Annotated in this window: 13 protein-coding genes; 8 read left to right on the top strand and 5 right to left on the bottom strand. The window is 61.9% G+C overall.

Annotated elements, in window-relative coordinates:
• Window positions 1-20: 20 nt before the first annotated feature.
• The 7 genes from VLA07_RS18960 (at window position 21) to VLA07_RS18930 (ending at window position 5,809) form a co-directional block, all read left to right on the top strand.
• Window positions 21-683, top strand: a complete 663-nt coding sequence (locus tag VLA07_RS18960) for an amino acid ABC transporter permease (RefSeq protein ID WP_003225455.1) — start codon at window positions 21-23, stop codon at window positions 681-683.
• Window positions 684-692: 9 nt separating this feature from the next.
• Entirely contained in the window at window positions 693-1,355 is a 663-nt protein-coding gene (locus VLA07_RS18955; RefSeq protein WP_247269190.1) for an amino acid ABC transporter permease, read from the top strand.
• A complete protein-coding gene (locus tag VLA07_RS18950) occupies window positions 1,352-2,161 on the top strand; it encodes an amino acid ABC transporter ATP-binding protein (RefSeq protein WP_330206058.1) in 810 nt (269 codons plus the stop codon). The genes VLA07_RS18955 and VLA07_RS18950 overlap by 4 nt, the downstream gene beginning before the upstream one ends.
• A 29-nt stretch (window positions 2,162-2,190) precedes the next feature.
• A complete protein-coding gene (locus VLA07_RS18945; protein WP_003225452.1) occupies window positions 2,191-2,580 on the top strand; it encodes a RidA family protein in 390 nt (129 codons plus the stop codon).
• A gap of 144 nt (window positions 2,581-2,724) precedes the next feature.
• Complete coding sequence (locus tag VLA07_RS18940) at window positions 2,725-3,489, top strand: IclR family transcriptional regulator (protein ID WP_027612656.1); 765 nt, start codon at window positions 2,725-2,727, stop codon at window positions 3,487-3,489.
• Between the two features lie 39 nt (window positions 3,490-3,528).
• Window positions 3,529-4,743: an amino acid deaminase gene (locus VLA07_RS18935; RefSeq protein WP_333990462.1), complete on the top strand. Its 1,215-nt coding sequence runs from the start codon at window positions 3,529-3,531 to the stop codon at window positions 4,741-4,743.
• Between the two features lie 130 nt (window positions 4,744-4,873).
• Window positions 4,874-5,809: a sugar kinase gene (locus tag VLA07_RS18930; protein ID WP_333990461.1), complete on the top strand. Its 936-nt coding sequence runs from the start codon at window positions 4,874-4,876 to the stop codon at window positions 5,807-5,809.
• A gap of 123 nt (window positions 5,810-5,932) precedes the next feature.
• On the opposite strand, the gene VLA07_RS18925 is transcribed toward VLA07_RS18930, so the two are convergent.
• Both VLA07_RS18925 and VLA07_RS18920 read right to left on the bottom strand, forming a co-directional pair.
• Window positions 5,933-6,208 (bottom strand): peptidylprolyl isomerase, encoded by a 276-nt coding sequence (locus VLA07_RS18925; protein WP_003225447.1) that lies wholly within the window; start codon window positions 6,206-6,208, stop codon window positions 5,933-5,935.
• 39 nt (window positions 6,209-6,247) lie between these two features.
• The gene (locus VLA07_RS18920; RefSeq protein WP_333990458.1) at window positions 6,248-8,797 is read right to left on the bottom strand and encodes a PAS domain-containing hybrid sensor histidine kinase/response regulator; all 2,550 of its coding nucleotides are present in this window, start codon (window positions 8,795-8,797) and stop codon (window positions 6,248-6,250) included.
• Between the two features lie 133 nt (window positions 8,798-8,930).
• Here VLA07_RS18920 and VLA07_RS18915 point away from each other — a divergent pair, with 133 nt between their 5' ends.
• A complete protein-coding gene (locus tag VLA07_RS18915; protein WP_097087304.1) occupies window positions 8,931-10,043 on the top strand; it encodes a PilT/PilU family type 4a pilus ATPase in 1,113 nt (370 codons plus the stop codon).
• Between the two features lie 493 nt (window positions 10,044-10,536).
• On the opposite strand, the gene VLA07_RS18910 is transcribed toward VLA07_RS18915, so the two are convergent.
• The 3 genes from VLA07_RS18910 to VLA07_RS18900 all read right to left on the bottom strand — a co-directional run bounded on the left by VLA07_RS18910 (window position 10,537) and on the right by VLA07_RS18900 (window position 14,804).
• Entirely contained in the window at window positions 10,537-12,492 is a 1,956-nt protein-coding gene (locus VLA07_RS18910) for an acetoacetate--CoA ligase (RefSeq protein WP_333990454.1), read from the bottom strand.
• 139 nt (window positions 12,493-12,631) lie between these two features.
• A complete protein-coding gene (gene hbdH / locus VLA07_RS18905; protein ID WP_047294787.1) occupies window positions 12,632-13,405 on the bottom strand; it encodes a 3-hydroxybutyrate dehydrogenase in 774 nt (257 codons plus the stop codon).
• Window positions 13,406-13,412: 7 nt separating this feature from the next.
• Complete coding sequence (locus tag VLA07_RS18900) at window positions 13,413-14,804, bottom strand: GntP family permease (protein ID WP_027612663.1); 1,392 nt, start codon at window positions 14,802-14,804, stop codon at window positions 13,413-13,415.
• Between the last annotated feature and the right edge of the window lie 95 nt (window positions 14,805-14,899).

Here is a 14,899-nt window from a genome sequence, read left to right as displayed (position 1 = left end):
CGCTCAAGGTACTGCTGACCATGAACTATCAGTTGAACTTTGCCGCCGTGTGGCGCGATTTCGACACCTTGCTGGCGGGGCTCGGTCTGGGCCTTGAACTGGCGCTGGTGTCGATCGCCATCGGCTGCGTGATCGGCCTGCTGATGGCGTTTGCCTTGCTCTCGAAGCATCGCGCCTTGCGGGTGCTGGCCTCGGTGTACGTCACGGTGGTGCGTAATACGCCGATTCTGGTGTTGATTCTGTTGATCTACTTTGCCTTGCCGAGCCTGGGGATCCGTCTGGACAAGATTCCCTCGTTCATCATCACGCTGTCGCTGTATGCCGGTGCCTATCTGACCGAAGTGTTCCGTGGCGGCTTGCTGAGCATCCCCAAAGGCCAGCGCGAAGCGGGGCTGGCGATCGGACTCGGTGAGTGGCAGGTCAAGGCCTACGTCACCGTGCCGGTGATGCTGCGCAACGTGCTGCCGGCGCTGTCGAACAACTTCATCTCGCTGTTCAAGGACACCTCGCTGGCCGCCGCGATTGCGGTGCCGGAGCTGACCTATTACGCGCGCAAGATCAACGTTGAGAGCTACCGGGTGATCGAAACCTGGCTGGTGACCACGGCGTTGTATGTCGCGGCCTGTTACCTCATTGCCATGCTGCTGCGTTACCTCGAGCAGCGTCTGGCGATCCGCCGATAGGAGGCTGCGATGTACGAATCTCCCAGTTGGTTGCGTGAATTGTGGGTGGCACGCGAGACGTTGCTGCAAGGCTTCCTGACCAGTGTGCAAGTGTCGGCATTGGCGATTCTGTTCGGCACGCTGCTCGGGGTTGTCGCCGGTCTGGTGCTGACTTACGGCAAGTTCTGGATGCGCGCGCCGTTCCGCTTTTATGTCGACATTATTCGCGGCACGCCGGTGTTTGTACTGGTGCTGGCCTGCTTCTATATGGCGCCGGCGCTGGGCTGGCAGATCAGCGCGTTTCAGGCCGGTGCGCTGGGCCTGACGCTGTTCTGCGGCTCGCACGTCGCCGAGATCGTGCGCGGTGCCTTGCAGGCATTGCCACGCGGGCAGATGGAAGCGAGCAAGGCGATCGGCCTGACGTTTTATCAATCCCTCGGTTACGTGCTGTTGCCCCAGGCGTTGCGGCAGATCCTGCCGACCTGGGTCAACTCATCCACCGAAATCGTCAAGGCCTCGACCTTGCTCTCGGTGATCGGTGTCGCTGAATTGCTGCTCAGCACCCAACAGATCATCGCCCGGACTTTCATGACTCTGGAGTTCTACCTGTTCGCCGGTTTTCTGTTCTTCGTCATCAACTACGGCATCGAATTACTCGGCCGGCATATTGAAAAGCGGGTGGCCCTGCCATGACTCAAGCTCAAGCTCAAGCTCAAGTTTCCAACGTTCAGAACGGTCAGCCGCTGCTGGACATCCGTGGCCTGCACAAGCAGTACGGTGCGGTCGAAGTGCTCAAGGGTGTCGATCTGAGCATGCAGCGCGGCAACGTCGTGACGCTGATCGGCTCCAGCGGTTCGGGCAAGACCACCTTGCTGCGCTGCGTGAACATGCTCGAAGAGTTCCAGGGCGGGCAGATCCTGCTCGACGGCGAGTCCATCGGCTATGACGAGGTTGGCGGTAAACGTGTGCGTCATGCGGAAAAAGTCATCGCCCGCCATCGCGCCATGACCGGCATGGCGTTCCAGCAATTCAACCTGTTCCCGCATCTGACCGCCTTGCAGAACGTCACCCTCGGTCTGCTCAAGGTTAAGAAAATGCACAAGGACCAAGCCGTGGTGCTGGCCGAAAAATGGCTGGAGCGGGTCGGCCTGCTGGAGCGGCGCAATCACTTTCCCGGACAGCTTTCCGGCGGTCAGCAACAGCGTGTGGCGATTGCCCGGGCGATTGCGATGAACCCCAGCCTGATGCTGTTTGACGAAGTCACCTCAGCCCTCGATCCGGAGCTGGTCGGTGAAGTGTTGAACGTGATCAAGGGCCTGGCCGAAGACGGCATGACCATGTTGCTGGTGACCCACGAGATGCGTTTCGCCTTCGAGGTCTCGGACAAGATCGTGTTCATGAATCAGGGGCGGATCGAAGAGCAGGGGCCGCCCAAGGAACTGTTCGAACGCCCGCAATCGCCGCGTCTGGCTGAGTTTCTCAAGAGCACGCGGTTCTAATTTTTGCTTTGTAATCAGGAGAAGTACCCATGAGCATTACTCGATACGGCACCGGCAGCACCGCCGCTGGCGGTCAGCCACGCCCCTTCGCGCGCGCGGTTGAAGCGGATGGCTGGCTGCACGTGTCCGGCCAGGTGCCGGCGGTGGATGGCGAGATCATCGTTGGTGGTATCGTCGAGCAGACCCACCAGACCATGAAAAACCTGATCGCGATTCTCGAAGAGGCCGGTTATGGCCTGGAGGACGTGGTGCGGGCTGGCGTATGGCTGGACGATCCGCGGGATTTCAGCAGTTTCAACAAGGTTTTCGGCGAGTACTTCAAACCTGAACACGCCCCGGCACGGGCCTGTGTGCAGGCGAGCATGATGGTTGATTGCAAGGTCGAGATCGATTGCATCGCGTACAAGAAGAAACCCTGAACCGAGGTGCCCCTATCGCGAGCAGGCTCACTCCTACAGAAGGACGCGCTTCAACTGTAGGAGTGAGCCTGCTCGCGATGGCGATCTAACCGTCGACGCTGCACTCTCGGTACACTCCCGGCACTTTCATTGGGAACTGAAGACATGACCGAAGACACCATCAAACGCCGGGCCCGTGGTCTGGACAGGGCGTTCGATATCCTCGACTTCCTCAAGGAGATCGGCCAGCCGCTGCGTCCGAACGACATCGCCAACGGCATCGGCAGCCCGAAATCCACGGTCTACGAACTGGTGGCGTCGCTGCTTGAGCGACGGATTCTGGAGCCGGTGGGCAAGGACGGTCACGTCTATCTCGGACGTCAGTTGTATTTCCTCGGGCAGGCGCACCTGCGTCACTTCGACCTCAGTCGCGAGGCCGATCACGCCTTGCAGGAGATCGTCAGCCAGACCCGGGAAACCGCGCAAATGTGCCTGCTCAACGGGCGCAAATACACGGTGGCGCTGATGAAGGAGGGCGAGCGGCATTTCCGCATTTCGTCCGACATCGGCGAAAACGCGCCGATCCCGTGGACTGCGTCCGGGCGCTTGCTGCTGGCGCATTTGAGCGACCAGCAGATCATCGACCTGATCGACGAAGACGACTACATCCTGCCCGACGGCGAGCGCCTGCCGCTGGAACGCTTTCTGGCGGAGATCCGCCAGGCTGGCATCGACGGTTTCTTCTCCTTCGACAGCGTGGCCGACACCTTCACCCATTGCTTCGCCGCGCCGGTCAAAGACCCCAGCGGCGTGGCCATTTGCACCCTGTGCATCGTCGCCCCACGGGCCGATGCGAAAAACAATTACGACGACTATCGCCGGGTGCTGATCGAGAGCGCCAACAGCCTCGCCCGGCGCATCAACGAATAACCGCGGCTGCCTGCGGCCGCGACAGTGAGGAGTTCAAGCATGACGACTGCCATCAATACCGCTGTGGAAAAGGGCGACGCCGCCATCGGTGCGCACCTTGTGCGCGACGTCAGCCTGCCGGCGCTGGTGCTGCACCGCGAGGCGCTGGAGCACAACATTCGCTGGATGCAGAAGTTCGTCAGCGACAGCGGCGCCGAGCTCGCGCCCCACGGCAAGACCAGCATGACCCCGGCGCTGTTCCAGCGTCAGCTCGACGCTGGCGCGTGGGGCATCACCCTCGCCAGCGCCACCCAGACCCGCGCCGCGTACGCCCACGGTGTACGCCGGGTGCTGATGGCCAACCAACTGGTCGGCACGCCGAACATGGCACTGATTGCCGATCTGCTGGCCGATGCCGATTTCGATTTCTATTGCATGGTCGATCACCCGGACAACGTCGCCGATCTCGGCGCCTACTTCGCCTCGCGCGGGGTCAAGTTGAACGTGATGATCGAATACGGCGTGGTCGGTGGCCGCTGCGGTTGCCGCAGCGAGCAGGAAGTCATCGCGCTGGCCCAGGCAATCAATGCGCAACCGGCGCTGGCCCTGACCGGCATCGAAGGTTACGAAGGGGTGATCCATGGCGATCACGCGGTCAGCGGTATTCGCGAATTCGCCGCCTCACTGGTGCGACTGGCGGTACAACTGCAGGACAGTGGCGCGTTTGCCATTGCCAAGCCGATCATCACCGCCTCGGGTTCGGCGTGGTACGACCTGATCGCCGAGTCGTTCGAGGCACAGAATGCGAGCGGACGCTTCCTCAGCGTGCTGCGCCCGGGCAGTTATGTCGCCCACGATCATGGCATCTACAAGGAAGCGCAGTGCTGCGTGCTGGATCGTCGTAGCGATCTGCACGAAGGATTGCGCCCGGCGCTGGAAGTCTGGGCCCACGTGCAATCGCTGCCGGAGCCGGGTTTTGCGGTGATCGCTCTCGGCAAGCGCGACGTGGCGTTCGATGCCGGACTGCCGGTGCCGTTGTTGCGGTACAAGGCCGGTGTGGTGCCGGCGGTCGGCGATGACGTTGGCGCGTGCAAGGTGACGGCGGTGATGGACCAGCATGCGTTCATGAGCGTGGCGCCGGGGGTTGAGTTGCGGGTGGGCGACATCATTTCCTTCGGCACCTCGCACCCGTGCCTGACGTTCGACAAGTGGCGGGTGGGGTTGCTGGTGGATGAGCAGTTGGCGGTGGTCGAGAGCATGGAGACCTGCTTCTAAGGTTTCAGACCGAGTCGCGCCCATCGCGAGCAGGCTCACTCCTACAGGGGAACGCATTCCAATTGTAGGAGTGAGCCTGCTCGCGATGAGGGCCGCCCAAACACCGATGATTATCCAGAGACACCTCCCAATGACCAGCCTCAGCCCCCTGGGCCCGAACACCCCGCGCATCGCCCTGATCGGCGAATGCATGATCGAACTCCAGCACCGCGCCGATGGCAGCCTGCAGCAAAGCTTCGGCGGCGATACCTTGAACACCGCGGTGTACCTGTCCCGCGCCCTCGGCGACAAAGCCCAGGTCGATTACGTCACCGCGCTCGGCGACGACAGCTTCAGCGATGCCATGTGCCAGAGTTGGGCTGACGAAGGCATTGGCCTGGATCTCGTGCAGCGTCTGCCCGGTCGTTTGCCCGGCCTGTACTGCATTCAGACCGACGCCAACGGCGAGCGGCGTTTCCTCTACTGGCGCAATGAAGCGGCGGTGCGCGATTGCTTCACCACCCCAGCGGCGGAGCCGATTCTGGCAGCGCTGCCGGACTACGATGTGCTGTATTTCAGCGGCATCACCCTCGCAGTGTTAGGTGCGAAGGGGCGCGAGCGCTTGATCCAGACCCTGATCGAAGCCCGCCAGCGCGACGCGCGGATCGTCTTCGACAACAATTATCGGCCACGCTTGTGGGCCTCACCGGAAGAGGCGCGGGCGGCCTATCGCAGCGTGTTGCCGCATGTCGATCTGGCGTTGTTGACCGTGGATGACGAACAGGCGCTGTTCCATTTTGCCGATTGCGACGCGGTGTTCGAGGCGTACGCGCAGATCGGCACGCCGGAAGTGGTGCTCAAGCGTGGCGCCGAGGCGTGTCTGATTCGCTGCGATGATGAGGCGTTCGAAGTGCCGGCGCAGCAGGTCGAGAAGGTGGTGGATACGACGGCGGCGGGAGACTCGTTCAGCGCGGCGTATCTGGCTAGCCGGTTGCTGGGTGGCAGTCCGGTCGAGGCGGCGCAGGCGGGGCATTGGCTGGCAAGTCGGGTGATTCAGGTGCCGGGGGCGTTGATCCCTAAAGAATGAGTGTTCTTGTGGCGAGGGAGCTTGCTCCCGCTCGACTGCGCAGCAGGCGCAAGCCTTATTGGGGCGGCTCCGCCACCCAGCGGGAGCAAGCTCCCTCGCCACAAACGCCCGAAAGCAAAGCCTTCAGTCGCGGAAAAACACCTGCACCAGGTGATAGCCGAACTTGCTCTTGATCGGCCCATGCACCGTGCGCAGCGGCTTCTTGAAAATCACCGCATCGATCGCGCCGACCATCTGCCCCGGCCGCACTTCACCCAGATCACCGCCGCGTTTGCCGGACGGGCAGGTCGAGTATTTCTTCGCCAGCACATCGAACGCTTCGCCCTTGGCAATGCGTTGCTTGAGTTGTTCGGCCTCTTCGGCGGTTTTCACCAGAATGTGGCGGGCTTGGGCTTTCATCGTGCGATACCTGTAACGGGGTGACGGCGGGGCGCGGGATTATGCCTCAAGTGACGGCGTTTGGTTGATCATCTCGCGGATCTTGTTGGCCAGCACTTCAATCGAAAACGGCTTGGCCACCATGTCCATGCCATCCTCCAGAAAGCCCTGACGCTCGGCGGCTTTCTGCGCATAACCGGTCATGAACAGCACCTTCAGCCCCGGACGATGCTGGCGGGCGATTTCCGCCAGTTGCCGGCCATTCATCCCCGGTAGACCAACGTCGGTCACCAGCAGATCCACACGCAGCTCCGATTCCAGCAGCGGCAGGGCGGCGCTGGCGTCGGCGGCTTCGTGGGCGAGGTAACCCAGCTCCTTGAGCAGATCGAGCACCAGCATGCGCACTGCCGGGTCATCTTCAACCACCACCACGGTTTCGCCACAGGTGGCCGTCGGCGCCGCACTGAGGGTTTCCACGACTGGCCGTTCCGGCTCCAGCAGGTTCAGGCGCGGCAAGTACAAGCGCACGCAGGTGCCCTGATTCGGCAGACTGTCGAGGCTGACATGGCCGCCCGACTGCTGGGCGAAGCCATAAATCATCGATAGCCCCAGCCCGGTGCCCTGGCCGATCGGTTTGGTGGTGAAGAACGGATCGAACGCCTTGGCCCGTACCGACGGCGTCATGCCGGTGCCGTTGTCGCTGACCGCCAGCATCAGGTAGTCGCCGGCCTTGACCGGTTCGAGGGTAGTGATGTCGTTGCCGTCGAGGTAGACATTAGCGGTTTCGATCAGCAACTCGCCGCCATCGGGCATAGCGTCGCGGGCGTTGATCACCAGGTTGAGCAGGGCATTTTCCAGTTGGCTGACGTCGGTGCTGATCGGCCAGACATCGTCGGCCAGGCGCAGCGTGAGTTCGATCGGGTCGCCCTTGGTACGGCGGATCAAATCCTCCAGCGAATGAATCAGTTCGTTGACATTGAGGGTCTTGCGATCCAGCGACTGCCGGCGCGAGAACGCCAGCAGGCGATGGGTCAGCGCCGCCGCTCTGTTGGCCGACGACACCGCCGCTTCGGTGAAACGGCCGATTTCATCGGCACGGCCGTTCGCGATGTAGCGTTGCATCAGGTCGAGGCTGCCGATAATTCCGGTGAGCATGTTGTTGAAGTCGTGGGCGATACCGCCGGTGAGCTGGCCGACCGCTTCCATTTTCTGCGCATGGCGCAACGCATCTTCGGCGCGCTCACGTTCGAACATCTCGTTCTGCAGACGCTGATTGGCCTGAGCCAGTTGTTCGGTGCGGGCGCTGACCCGCTCTTCGAGGGTTTCATTGAGATTGCGCAGGGCTTCTTCGGTCTTCTTCCGTTCGGATTCGTCGATCACGAAAATATAAAAACCGTTGACTGAGCCGTCGGCGCCGTGGCGCGGCAGGTAATTCATCAGCGCATGGCGGTTGCTGCCGTCGCGATGCGGGGTATACAGGCTGAACGAGCAGGGCCGCCCGGCCAGCGCTTCGGCAATATACGGCGCGCGCAGGAAGTAGGCTTCTTCGCCGATCACTTCGCGAATGGTACGGCCATACAGTTCCTGCGGCGTGAGGCCGTACCAGTCCAGATACGCCGCATTGTTAAGGCGGAAGCGCTCTTCGTGGTCGACGTAGCTGATGAGGATCGGCATTGCATTGATGATCAGCTGCAATTCCGTCTGGCTCTGGCGCAGCGCCTGCTCGGTGTGCTTGCGCTCGGTCAGGTCCAGCGCGGCGCCGAGGAAGCGCACGGGTCGCCCGTGGTGATCCTTGTAACAGCGGCCCCGGGCAAACACCCAACGCAGCTCGCCGTCGGCTTTGAGCAGGCGATATTCCTCGGCGTACTCGGTGCCGTGGGTGATGCAATGCTTGATGCTGCGGGCGATCAGGGCGCGGTCTTCGGGGTGCACGCCTTGCAGGTAGTCGCTGATCGGCAACTGGCCGGCTTGTGCCGGGTCGATGCCGTGCAACTGGGCGAAATGCGCGTCGGCGATGAAGCGGTCTTCGCCGATATCCCAATCCCAGGTGCCAACCGCATCGGTGGCGGCCAGCGCCAGTTGCAGGCGTTCTTCAGTGTCGCGCTGAGCCTTGAGACTTTCTTCGGAACGGCGTTGCAATTCGAGGGCGATGCGCCGGCGTTCGTTGGTTTCGATAGCCGTCACCAGGATCCCCGCCACTTGCGTGTCTTCATCGCGGATGGGGCTGTAGGTCAGGTCCAGCCAGAAGTCGGACTCTACGCCTCCGCGTTGCAGGGTAAATCGCCGCTCGCTGTAGGTGCGCACCTGGCCTTGTAGGACGGCTCGATAAATCGGGTCGGTAAAGTCCTGAAGCTCCGGCCATATAAGGTGCGCCGGCTGTCCGAAAGCGTGTGGATGCTTGCTGCCGGCGAGCATCGCAAAGCCATTGTTGTAGATCTGCGTGAGCTGCGGCCCCCACAACAGCAGCATCGGCATCGGCGAGTGAATCACGATGTCCACCGCGGTGCGCAGGCTTTGCGGCCAGGTGCCAGAAGCGCCCAACGGCGTGCGGCTCCAGTCGGTACGGGCGATCAGGGCTTGGGCGTCATCGGGGGAGGGTGCTGCGTTCATCACATGTATCCTGAGCGTCGGTCAGTGCGTTGGCATCTACTATTCTTGCACTTGCGGTAGACGCTGTATGACCCGTGACGTCACGACAGCGGGTCATTTCTGTTCATTGAATGCTTCGCGGGTGCTTATTGCCATGGAAATCGATGCACTGTTGCTCCGTCTGTCGAGCCAGCACGGCTCTGACCTGTTCCTGTCCACGGGAGCGCCACCCAGTGCGCGCATCGATGGCGTGCTGACGCCGTTCAGCGAGCGGCCGTTCAAGCCCGGCGAGGTCGAGACCATCGCCAACTCCCTGATGGACGCCGAGCAACGGCGCGAGTTCGATCGGGATCTGGAAATGAACCTGGCGATTTCCCGTACGGGCATCGGGCGTTTTCGGGTGAACGTCTTCAAGCAACGCAATGATGTGTCAATCGTGATCCGCAACGTCAAACTCGATATCCCGCGCTTCGAAGACCTGAAACTGCCGCCGGTATTGCTGGAAACGGTGATGCTCAAACAGGGGCTGATCCTGTTCGTTGGCGCCACCGACTCCGGTAAATCCACTTCGCTGGCCGCGCTGATCGATCACCGCAACCGCCACAGCAGCGGGCATATCATCACCATCGAAGACCCGGTGGAGTATATCCATCGACACCAGCGCTCGATCATCAATCAACGCGAAGTCGGCGTCGATACCCGCAGTTTCCATGCGGCGCTGAAAAACACCCTGCGCCAGGCCCCGGATGTGGTGCTGATCGGTGAGATCCGCGACCGCGAAACCATGGAGCATGCGCTGACGTTCGCCGACACCGGGCATCTGGTGCTGTCGACGTTGCATGCGCACAACGCCAATCAGGCGCTGGACCGTATCGTCAATCTGTTCCCCGAAGAGCGCCGCCCGCAGTTGCTGCATGCACTGGGCAACAATCTCAAGGCGTTCGTCTCGCAACGGCTGGTGCGCACTGTGGACGGTCAGCGCCGGGCGGCGGTCGAAGTGATGCTCGGCACCCCGACCATCGCCGACCTGATCCGCCGCAACGAGTTGGGTGAACTCAAGGGCATCATGGAGAAGTCTGGCGAGGTCGGCATGCAGACCTTCGACGCGGCGCTGTACGGGCTGGTGGTGGAGGGCGTGATCAGTGAGGACGAAGCGCTCAAACATGCCGATTCGCAGAACAACCTGCGCCTGCGTTTGAAACTACACACCGAGGCGGGCCCGGCGCCCGCACCCACAACATCAGGCGATTGGGGCTTGATGGATTAACACCCCACCCCTGTGGGAGCGGGCTTGCTCGCGAATGCAATCCATCAGTCGATATCAGCGGGACTGACACACCGCTTTCGCGAGCAAGCCCGCTCCCACAAGGGGATGGCGTGCTAAGCCGAAAGCTCTGGACGATTGCGGGGTCGCCGCCGGCGCCCCCAATACCAGGCGATTGGGGCTTGGTGGATTAACACCTCACCTCTGGGGGAGCGGGCTTGCTCGCGAATGCGATCCATCAGTCGATATCAGCGGGACTGACACACCGCTTTCGCGAGCAAGCCCGCTCCCACAAGGGGATGGCGTGCTAAGCCGAAAGCTCTGGACGATTGCGGGGTCGCCGCCGGCGCCCCCAATACCAGGCGATTGGGGCTTGGTGGATTAACACCTCACCTCTGGGGGAGCGGGCTTGCTCGCGAAAGCGGTGTATCAGTCACATTGTTATCGACTGACAGATTGCCTTCGCGAGCAAGCCCGCTCCCACAAGGGATTGGGATCAGTCCGACAATTCCGGGCGATTGCGAAACTGTTCCAGCGCTTCAGGATTAGCCAACGCATCGGTATTTTTTACCACTTCGCCATGCACCACATTGCGCACCGCGAGTTCCACCACCTTGCCGCTGATGGTGCGCGGAATATCGGTCACCGCGACGATCTTCGCCGGCACATGGCGCGGCGTGGTGTTGGCGCGGATCACCTGGCGGATCTGTTGTTGCAGGTGGTCATCCAGCGTCACGCCATCCTGCAGACGGACAAACAGCACTACGCGCACATCGTCCTGCCATTGCTGCCCGATCGCCACGCTGTCCAGCACCTGCGGGACTTTCTCGACCTGACGATAGATTTCCGCCGTGCCGATGCGCACGCCGCCGGGGTTGAGCACGGCGTCGGAGCGGCCGTGGATCAGCATCCCGCCGTGGGGCAATTGCTCGGCGTAGTCGCCCTGGGCCCAGACACCGGGGAACAGGCTGAAATAGGATTTGCGCAGTGTTGCGCCGTCAGGGTCATGCCACAGCCCGACGGGCATCGCCGGGAAGTGCCGGGTGCAGACCAGCTCGCCTTTTTCGCCGATCACGGCAACGCCGGCGTCGTTCCACACTTCAACCGCCATGCCCAGGCTCTTGCCCATGATTTCGCCGCGGCGCACCGCCGACAGCGGATTACCGTTGACGAAGCACGACACCACATCGGTGCCGCCGGACATCGACGCCAGGCACACATCGCGCTTAAAGTCGCGGTAGACGAAGTCATAACTCTGCGGCGACAGCGCGGAGCCGGTGCAGAGCAGGGTCTTCAGGCTACTCAGATCATGGCTGTGCGCAGGCTTTAAACCGCTGCTTTCCAGTGTCGCGAGAAACTTGGGGCTAGTGCCGAACACACTGATGCGCTCGTCGTCGATCAGGTCGAGCAAGCGCTCATGGCCCGGGTGAAACGGCGAGCCGTCATACAGCACCACCGCGCTGCCGACCGCGAGGGCCGAGACCAGCCAGTTCCACATCATCCAGCCGCAAGTGGTGTAGTAGAACAACCGGTCACCGGGGCCGAGATCGACGTGCAGGCCATGCTCCTTGGCATGCTGCAGCAGTACGCCGCCGGTGCTGTGCACGATGCATTTGGGTACGCCGGTGGTGCCGCTGGAATACAACACGTACAGCGGGTGATTGAACGGCACCGGGACAAACCGTGGTTCGCCGCCGGGTTGGTAGAACTCGTCCCACAACGTCACGTTGGCGTGGGTTCGGTAATCCTCGGTACGGGCCTGCGCGCGAGCGTAGGGCACGATGATCAACTGCTGCAGCGATGGCAGTTGCGCGAGGATTTCGTTGATCTTGGTGGTCTGGTCGATGTCTTTGCCGGCGTAACGGTAGCCGGCGCAGGTGATCAACACTTTGGGTTCGATCTGGCCGAAACGGTCGATCACGCCATGGGTGCCGAAGTCCGGCGACGAGCACGACCAGATCGCCCCGAGGCTGGTGGTCGCGAGCATCGCCACCAGAGTCTGCCAGGTGTTGGGCATGCACGCGGCCACCCGGTCGCCGAGGCCGACACCGGCGGCTTGCAGGCTGGCCTGAAAACCGGCGACGTGCTCGGCCAGTTCGGCCCAGGTCAGCTGTTCGCGCTGACCGTTTTCCGCCACGGCGATCACTGCAACGGCATCGTCACGACGGCGCAGCAGGTGTTCTGCAAAGTTCAGGGTCGCGCCGGGAAACCATTCGGCACTGGGCATCTGCGCGCCTTCACGCAGGACGGCGTCGGGCTGGGTGTGAAAGCGGATGTCGAAGAAATCGACGATCGCCTGCCAGAACGCTTCGCGCTGTTCCACGCTCCAGCGGTGCAGGTCGGTGTAGCTGCTCAGCGCCAGGCCATGGCGCTGATTGATGTCGCGGCGGAACTGATCCATGCGCGATTGGGCGATACGCTCGGCATCGGGTTGCCAGAGGAGGTCGGACATTGGTTTGCCTCTTGTTGTGTTGTTCATGACACATCACTTGTAGGAGTGAGCCTGCTCGCGATAGCGGAATTACATTCAACATTGATGTTGGCTGATACACCGCTTTCGCGAGCAGGCTCGCTCCCACAGGGGCGCAGCATTACTGCGCCAACCAGCCTCCATCAATATTCCACGCCGCCCCGCGCACCTGGCTGCCAGCCTCGCTGCATAGAAACAACACCAGTTCCCCCAGATGCTGCGGCGTGACGAACTCCAGCGACGGCTGCTTCTCCGCCAGCAAATCATGCTGCGCCTGCTGCGGATCGACGCCTTTGGCGGCACGATCATCGATCTGTTTCTGCACCAGCGGCGTCAATACCCAGCCCGGGCAGATCGCGTTGCAGGTCACATTACTGGTAGCCGTTTCCAGTCCGACCACTTTGGTCAAACCGATCACTCCATGCTTGGCCGCGACATACGCGGCTTTACCGGTCGACCCCACCTGACCATGCACCGAGGCAATGTTGACGATTCGTCCCCAACCCTTGGCGCGCATGCCCGGCAGGCTCAGGCGGGTGCTGTGGAACACCGATGACAGGTTGATCGCGATGATCGAGTCCCAGCGCTCTACCGGAAACTCCTCGACGGCCGCCACGTGCTGAATCCCAGCGTTGTTGACCAGAATGTCGACGCCGCCGAATTCGCGTTCGGCGTAAGCAATCATGTCGGCAATCTGCGCCGGATCGCTGACATCGGCTGGATGGTGACCGACCTTGCCACCGAACTGGCCGACTTCGGCGATCACGCTCGAGGCATCACCGAAACCGTTGAGAATCAGGTTGGCGCCGGCCTTGGCCAGGCTCAGGGCGATGCCCAGGCCGATGCCGCTGGTGGAACCGGTAACCAGTGCGGTCTTGCCCGAAAGAGTCGTCATGAATACCTCACACAATGCCAGTGGCGTAGAAAGTGCCGATCACTACGAAGACCGCCAGGGTCTTGATCAGCGTAATACAGAAAATGTCTTTATAGGCCTCGCGGTGGGTCAGGCCAGTGACCGCCAGCAGGGTAATCACCGCGCCGTTGTGCGGCAGGGTGTCCATGCCGCCGCTGGCCATCGCGGCCACGCGGTGCAGCACTTCCAGCGGAATGTTCGCGGCGTGTGCCGCCGCGATGAATTGCTCGGACATCGCCGCCAGCGCGATGCTCATGCCGCCTGACGCCGAACCGGTGATACCCGCCAGCAGGGTCACGGTGATCGCTTCGTTGACCAGCGGATTGGGGATTTGCTTGAGCCAGTCGGCCAGTACCAGAAAGCCCGGCAACGAAGCGATTACCGCACCGAAACCGTATTCCGAGGCGGTGTTCATCGCCGCCAGCAATGCACCGCTGACCGCGCTTTTGCTGCCTTCGGCGAGTTTGCTGCGGATCGCCTTGAAGCCGAACACCAACACCATCAGGATGCCGATCAGCAATGCCGCCTGCACCGCCCAGATTGCGGTGAGCTTGGCGATTTCCGTAGTCACCGGCGTGGCCATCCCCGGCAACGCGAGGCTGTGGGTCTTGCCGTACCACTGCGGAATCCACTGGGTGAACAGCAGGTTCATGATGCCCACCGCCAGCAGCGGCGACAGGGCGATCCATGGGTTTGGCAGCTTCAGGTCTTCGGCGGTTTCCGGCTCGTTACGCAGCTCGGTGCCATAACCTTCGCCGGCGCGCTGGGCCTTGTTGCGTTGGCGCTGCAGGAACAGCATGCCGGCGCAGAACACGAAAATCGTGCCGATTACCCCCAGCCACGGCGCCGCCCACGCGGTGGTATTGAAGAAGGTGCTGGGAATGATGTTCTGGATTTGCGGCGTGCCGGGCAGGGCGTCCATGGTGAACGAGAATGCGCCGAGGGCAATGGTTGCCGGGATCAGGCGCTTGGGGATGTTGCTCTGGCGGAACATTTCCGCGGCAAATGGATACACCGCAAACACCACCACGAACAACGACACGCCGCCGTAAGTGAGCAAGGCGCAGACCAGCACGATCACCAGCATCGCCTGACGCGTGCCGAGCAAGCGAATCGCTGCGGCCACGATCGAACGGGAGAACCCCGACAATTCGATCAACTTGCCGAACACGGCACCGAGCAGGAACACCGGGAAATACAGTTTGATGAAACCGACCATTTTCTCCATGAACACCCCGGTGAAGGCAGGGGCGACGGCGGAAGGGTCAGTGAGCAGGACAGCGCCGAGGGCGGCAATCGGGGCGAAGAGGATGACGCTGTAGCCACGGTAGGCGGCGAGCATCAGCAGCGCGAGGGCTGCCAAGGCGATGATCACACTCATGGAGTGTCTCCAAAGATTGTTATTTTTGTGGGTGAAGCGGGTGCTGGAGAGGCTTTAGCGAGATCTGTGCCAGATACTCAAATCATTGAAATGTA

The organism is Pseudomonas sp. S3(2024) (assembly GCF_036861315.1).
Classification (GTDB): domain Bacteria; phylum Pseudomonadota; class Gammaproteobacteria; order Pseudomonadales; family Pseudomonadaceae; genus Aquipseudomonas; species Aquipseudomonas putida_A.
The sequence above is the reverse complement of the archived record's forward strand: the minus strand, read 5'-3'. Positions and strand labels throughout refer to the sequence as shown.

What these genes read in the sequence shown, in the direction of transcription:
- VLA07_RS18960 (WP_003225455.1), top strand. Translation starts at nt 21, where the DNA reads ATGAACTATCAGTTGAACTTTGCCGCCGTGTGGCGCGATTTCGACACC.
- VLA07_RS18955 (WP_247269190.1), top strand. Translation starts at nt 693, where the DNA reads ATGTACGAATCTCCCAGTTGGTTGCGTGAATTGTGGGTGGCACGCGAG.
- VLA07_RS18950 (WP_330206058.1), top strand. Translation starts at nt 1,352, where the DNA reads ATGACTCAAGCTCAAGCTCAAGCTCAAGTTTCCAACGTTCAGAACGGT.
- VLA07_RS18945 (WP_003225452.1), top strand. Translation starts at nt 2,191, where the DNA reads ATGAGCATTACTCGATACGGCACCGGCAGCACCGCCGCTGGCGGTCAG.
- VLA07_RS18940 (WP_027612656.1), top strand. Translation starts at nt 2,725, where the DNA reads ATGACCGAAGACACCATCAAACGCCGGGCCCGTGGTCTGGACAGGGCG.
- VLA07_RS18935 (WP_333990462.1), top strand. Translation starts at nt 3,529, where the DNA reads ATGACGACTGCCATCAATACCGCTGTGGAAAAGGGCGACGCCGCCATC.
- VLA07_RS18930 (WP_333990461.1), top strand. Translation starts at nt 4,874, where the DNA reads ATGACCAGCCTCAGCCCCCTGGGCCCGAACACCCCGCGCATCGCCCTG.
- VLA07_RS18925 (WP_003225447.1), bottom strand. Translation starts at nt 6,208, where the DNA reads ATGAAAGCCCAAGCCCGCCACATTCTGGTGAAAACCGCCGAAGAGGCC.
- VLA07_RS18920 (WP_333990458.1), bottom strand. Translation starts at nt 8,797, where the DNA reads ATGAACGCAGCACCCTCCCCCGATGACGCCCAAGCCCTGATCGCCCGT.
- VLA07_RS18915 (WP_097087304.1), top strand. Translation starts at nt 8,931, where the DNA reads ATGGAAATCGATGCACTGTTGCTCCGTCTGTCGAGCCAGCACGGCTCT.
- VLA07_RS18910 (WP_333990454.1), bottom strand. Translation starts at nt 12,492, where the DNA reads ATGTCCGACCTCCTCTGGCAACCCGATGCCGAGCGTATCGCCCAATCG.
- hbdH (WP_047294787.1), bottom strand. Translation starts at nt 13,405, where the DNA reads ATGACGACTCTTTCGGGCAAGACCGCACTGGTTACCGGTTCCACCAGC.
- VLA07_RS18900 (WP_027612663.1), bottom strand. Translation starts at nt 14,804, where the DNA reads ATGAGTGTGATCATCGCCTTGGCAGCCCTCGCGCTGCTGATGCTCGCC.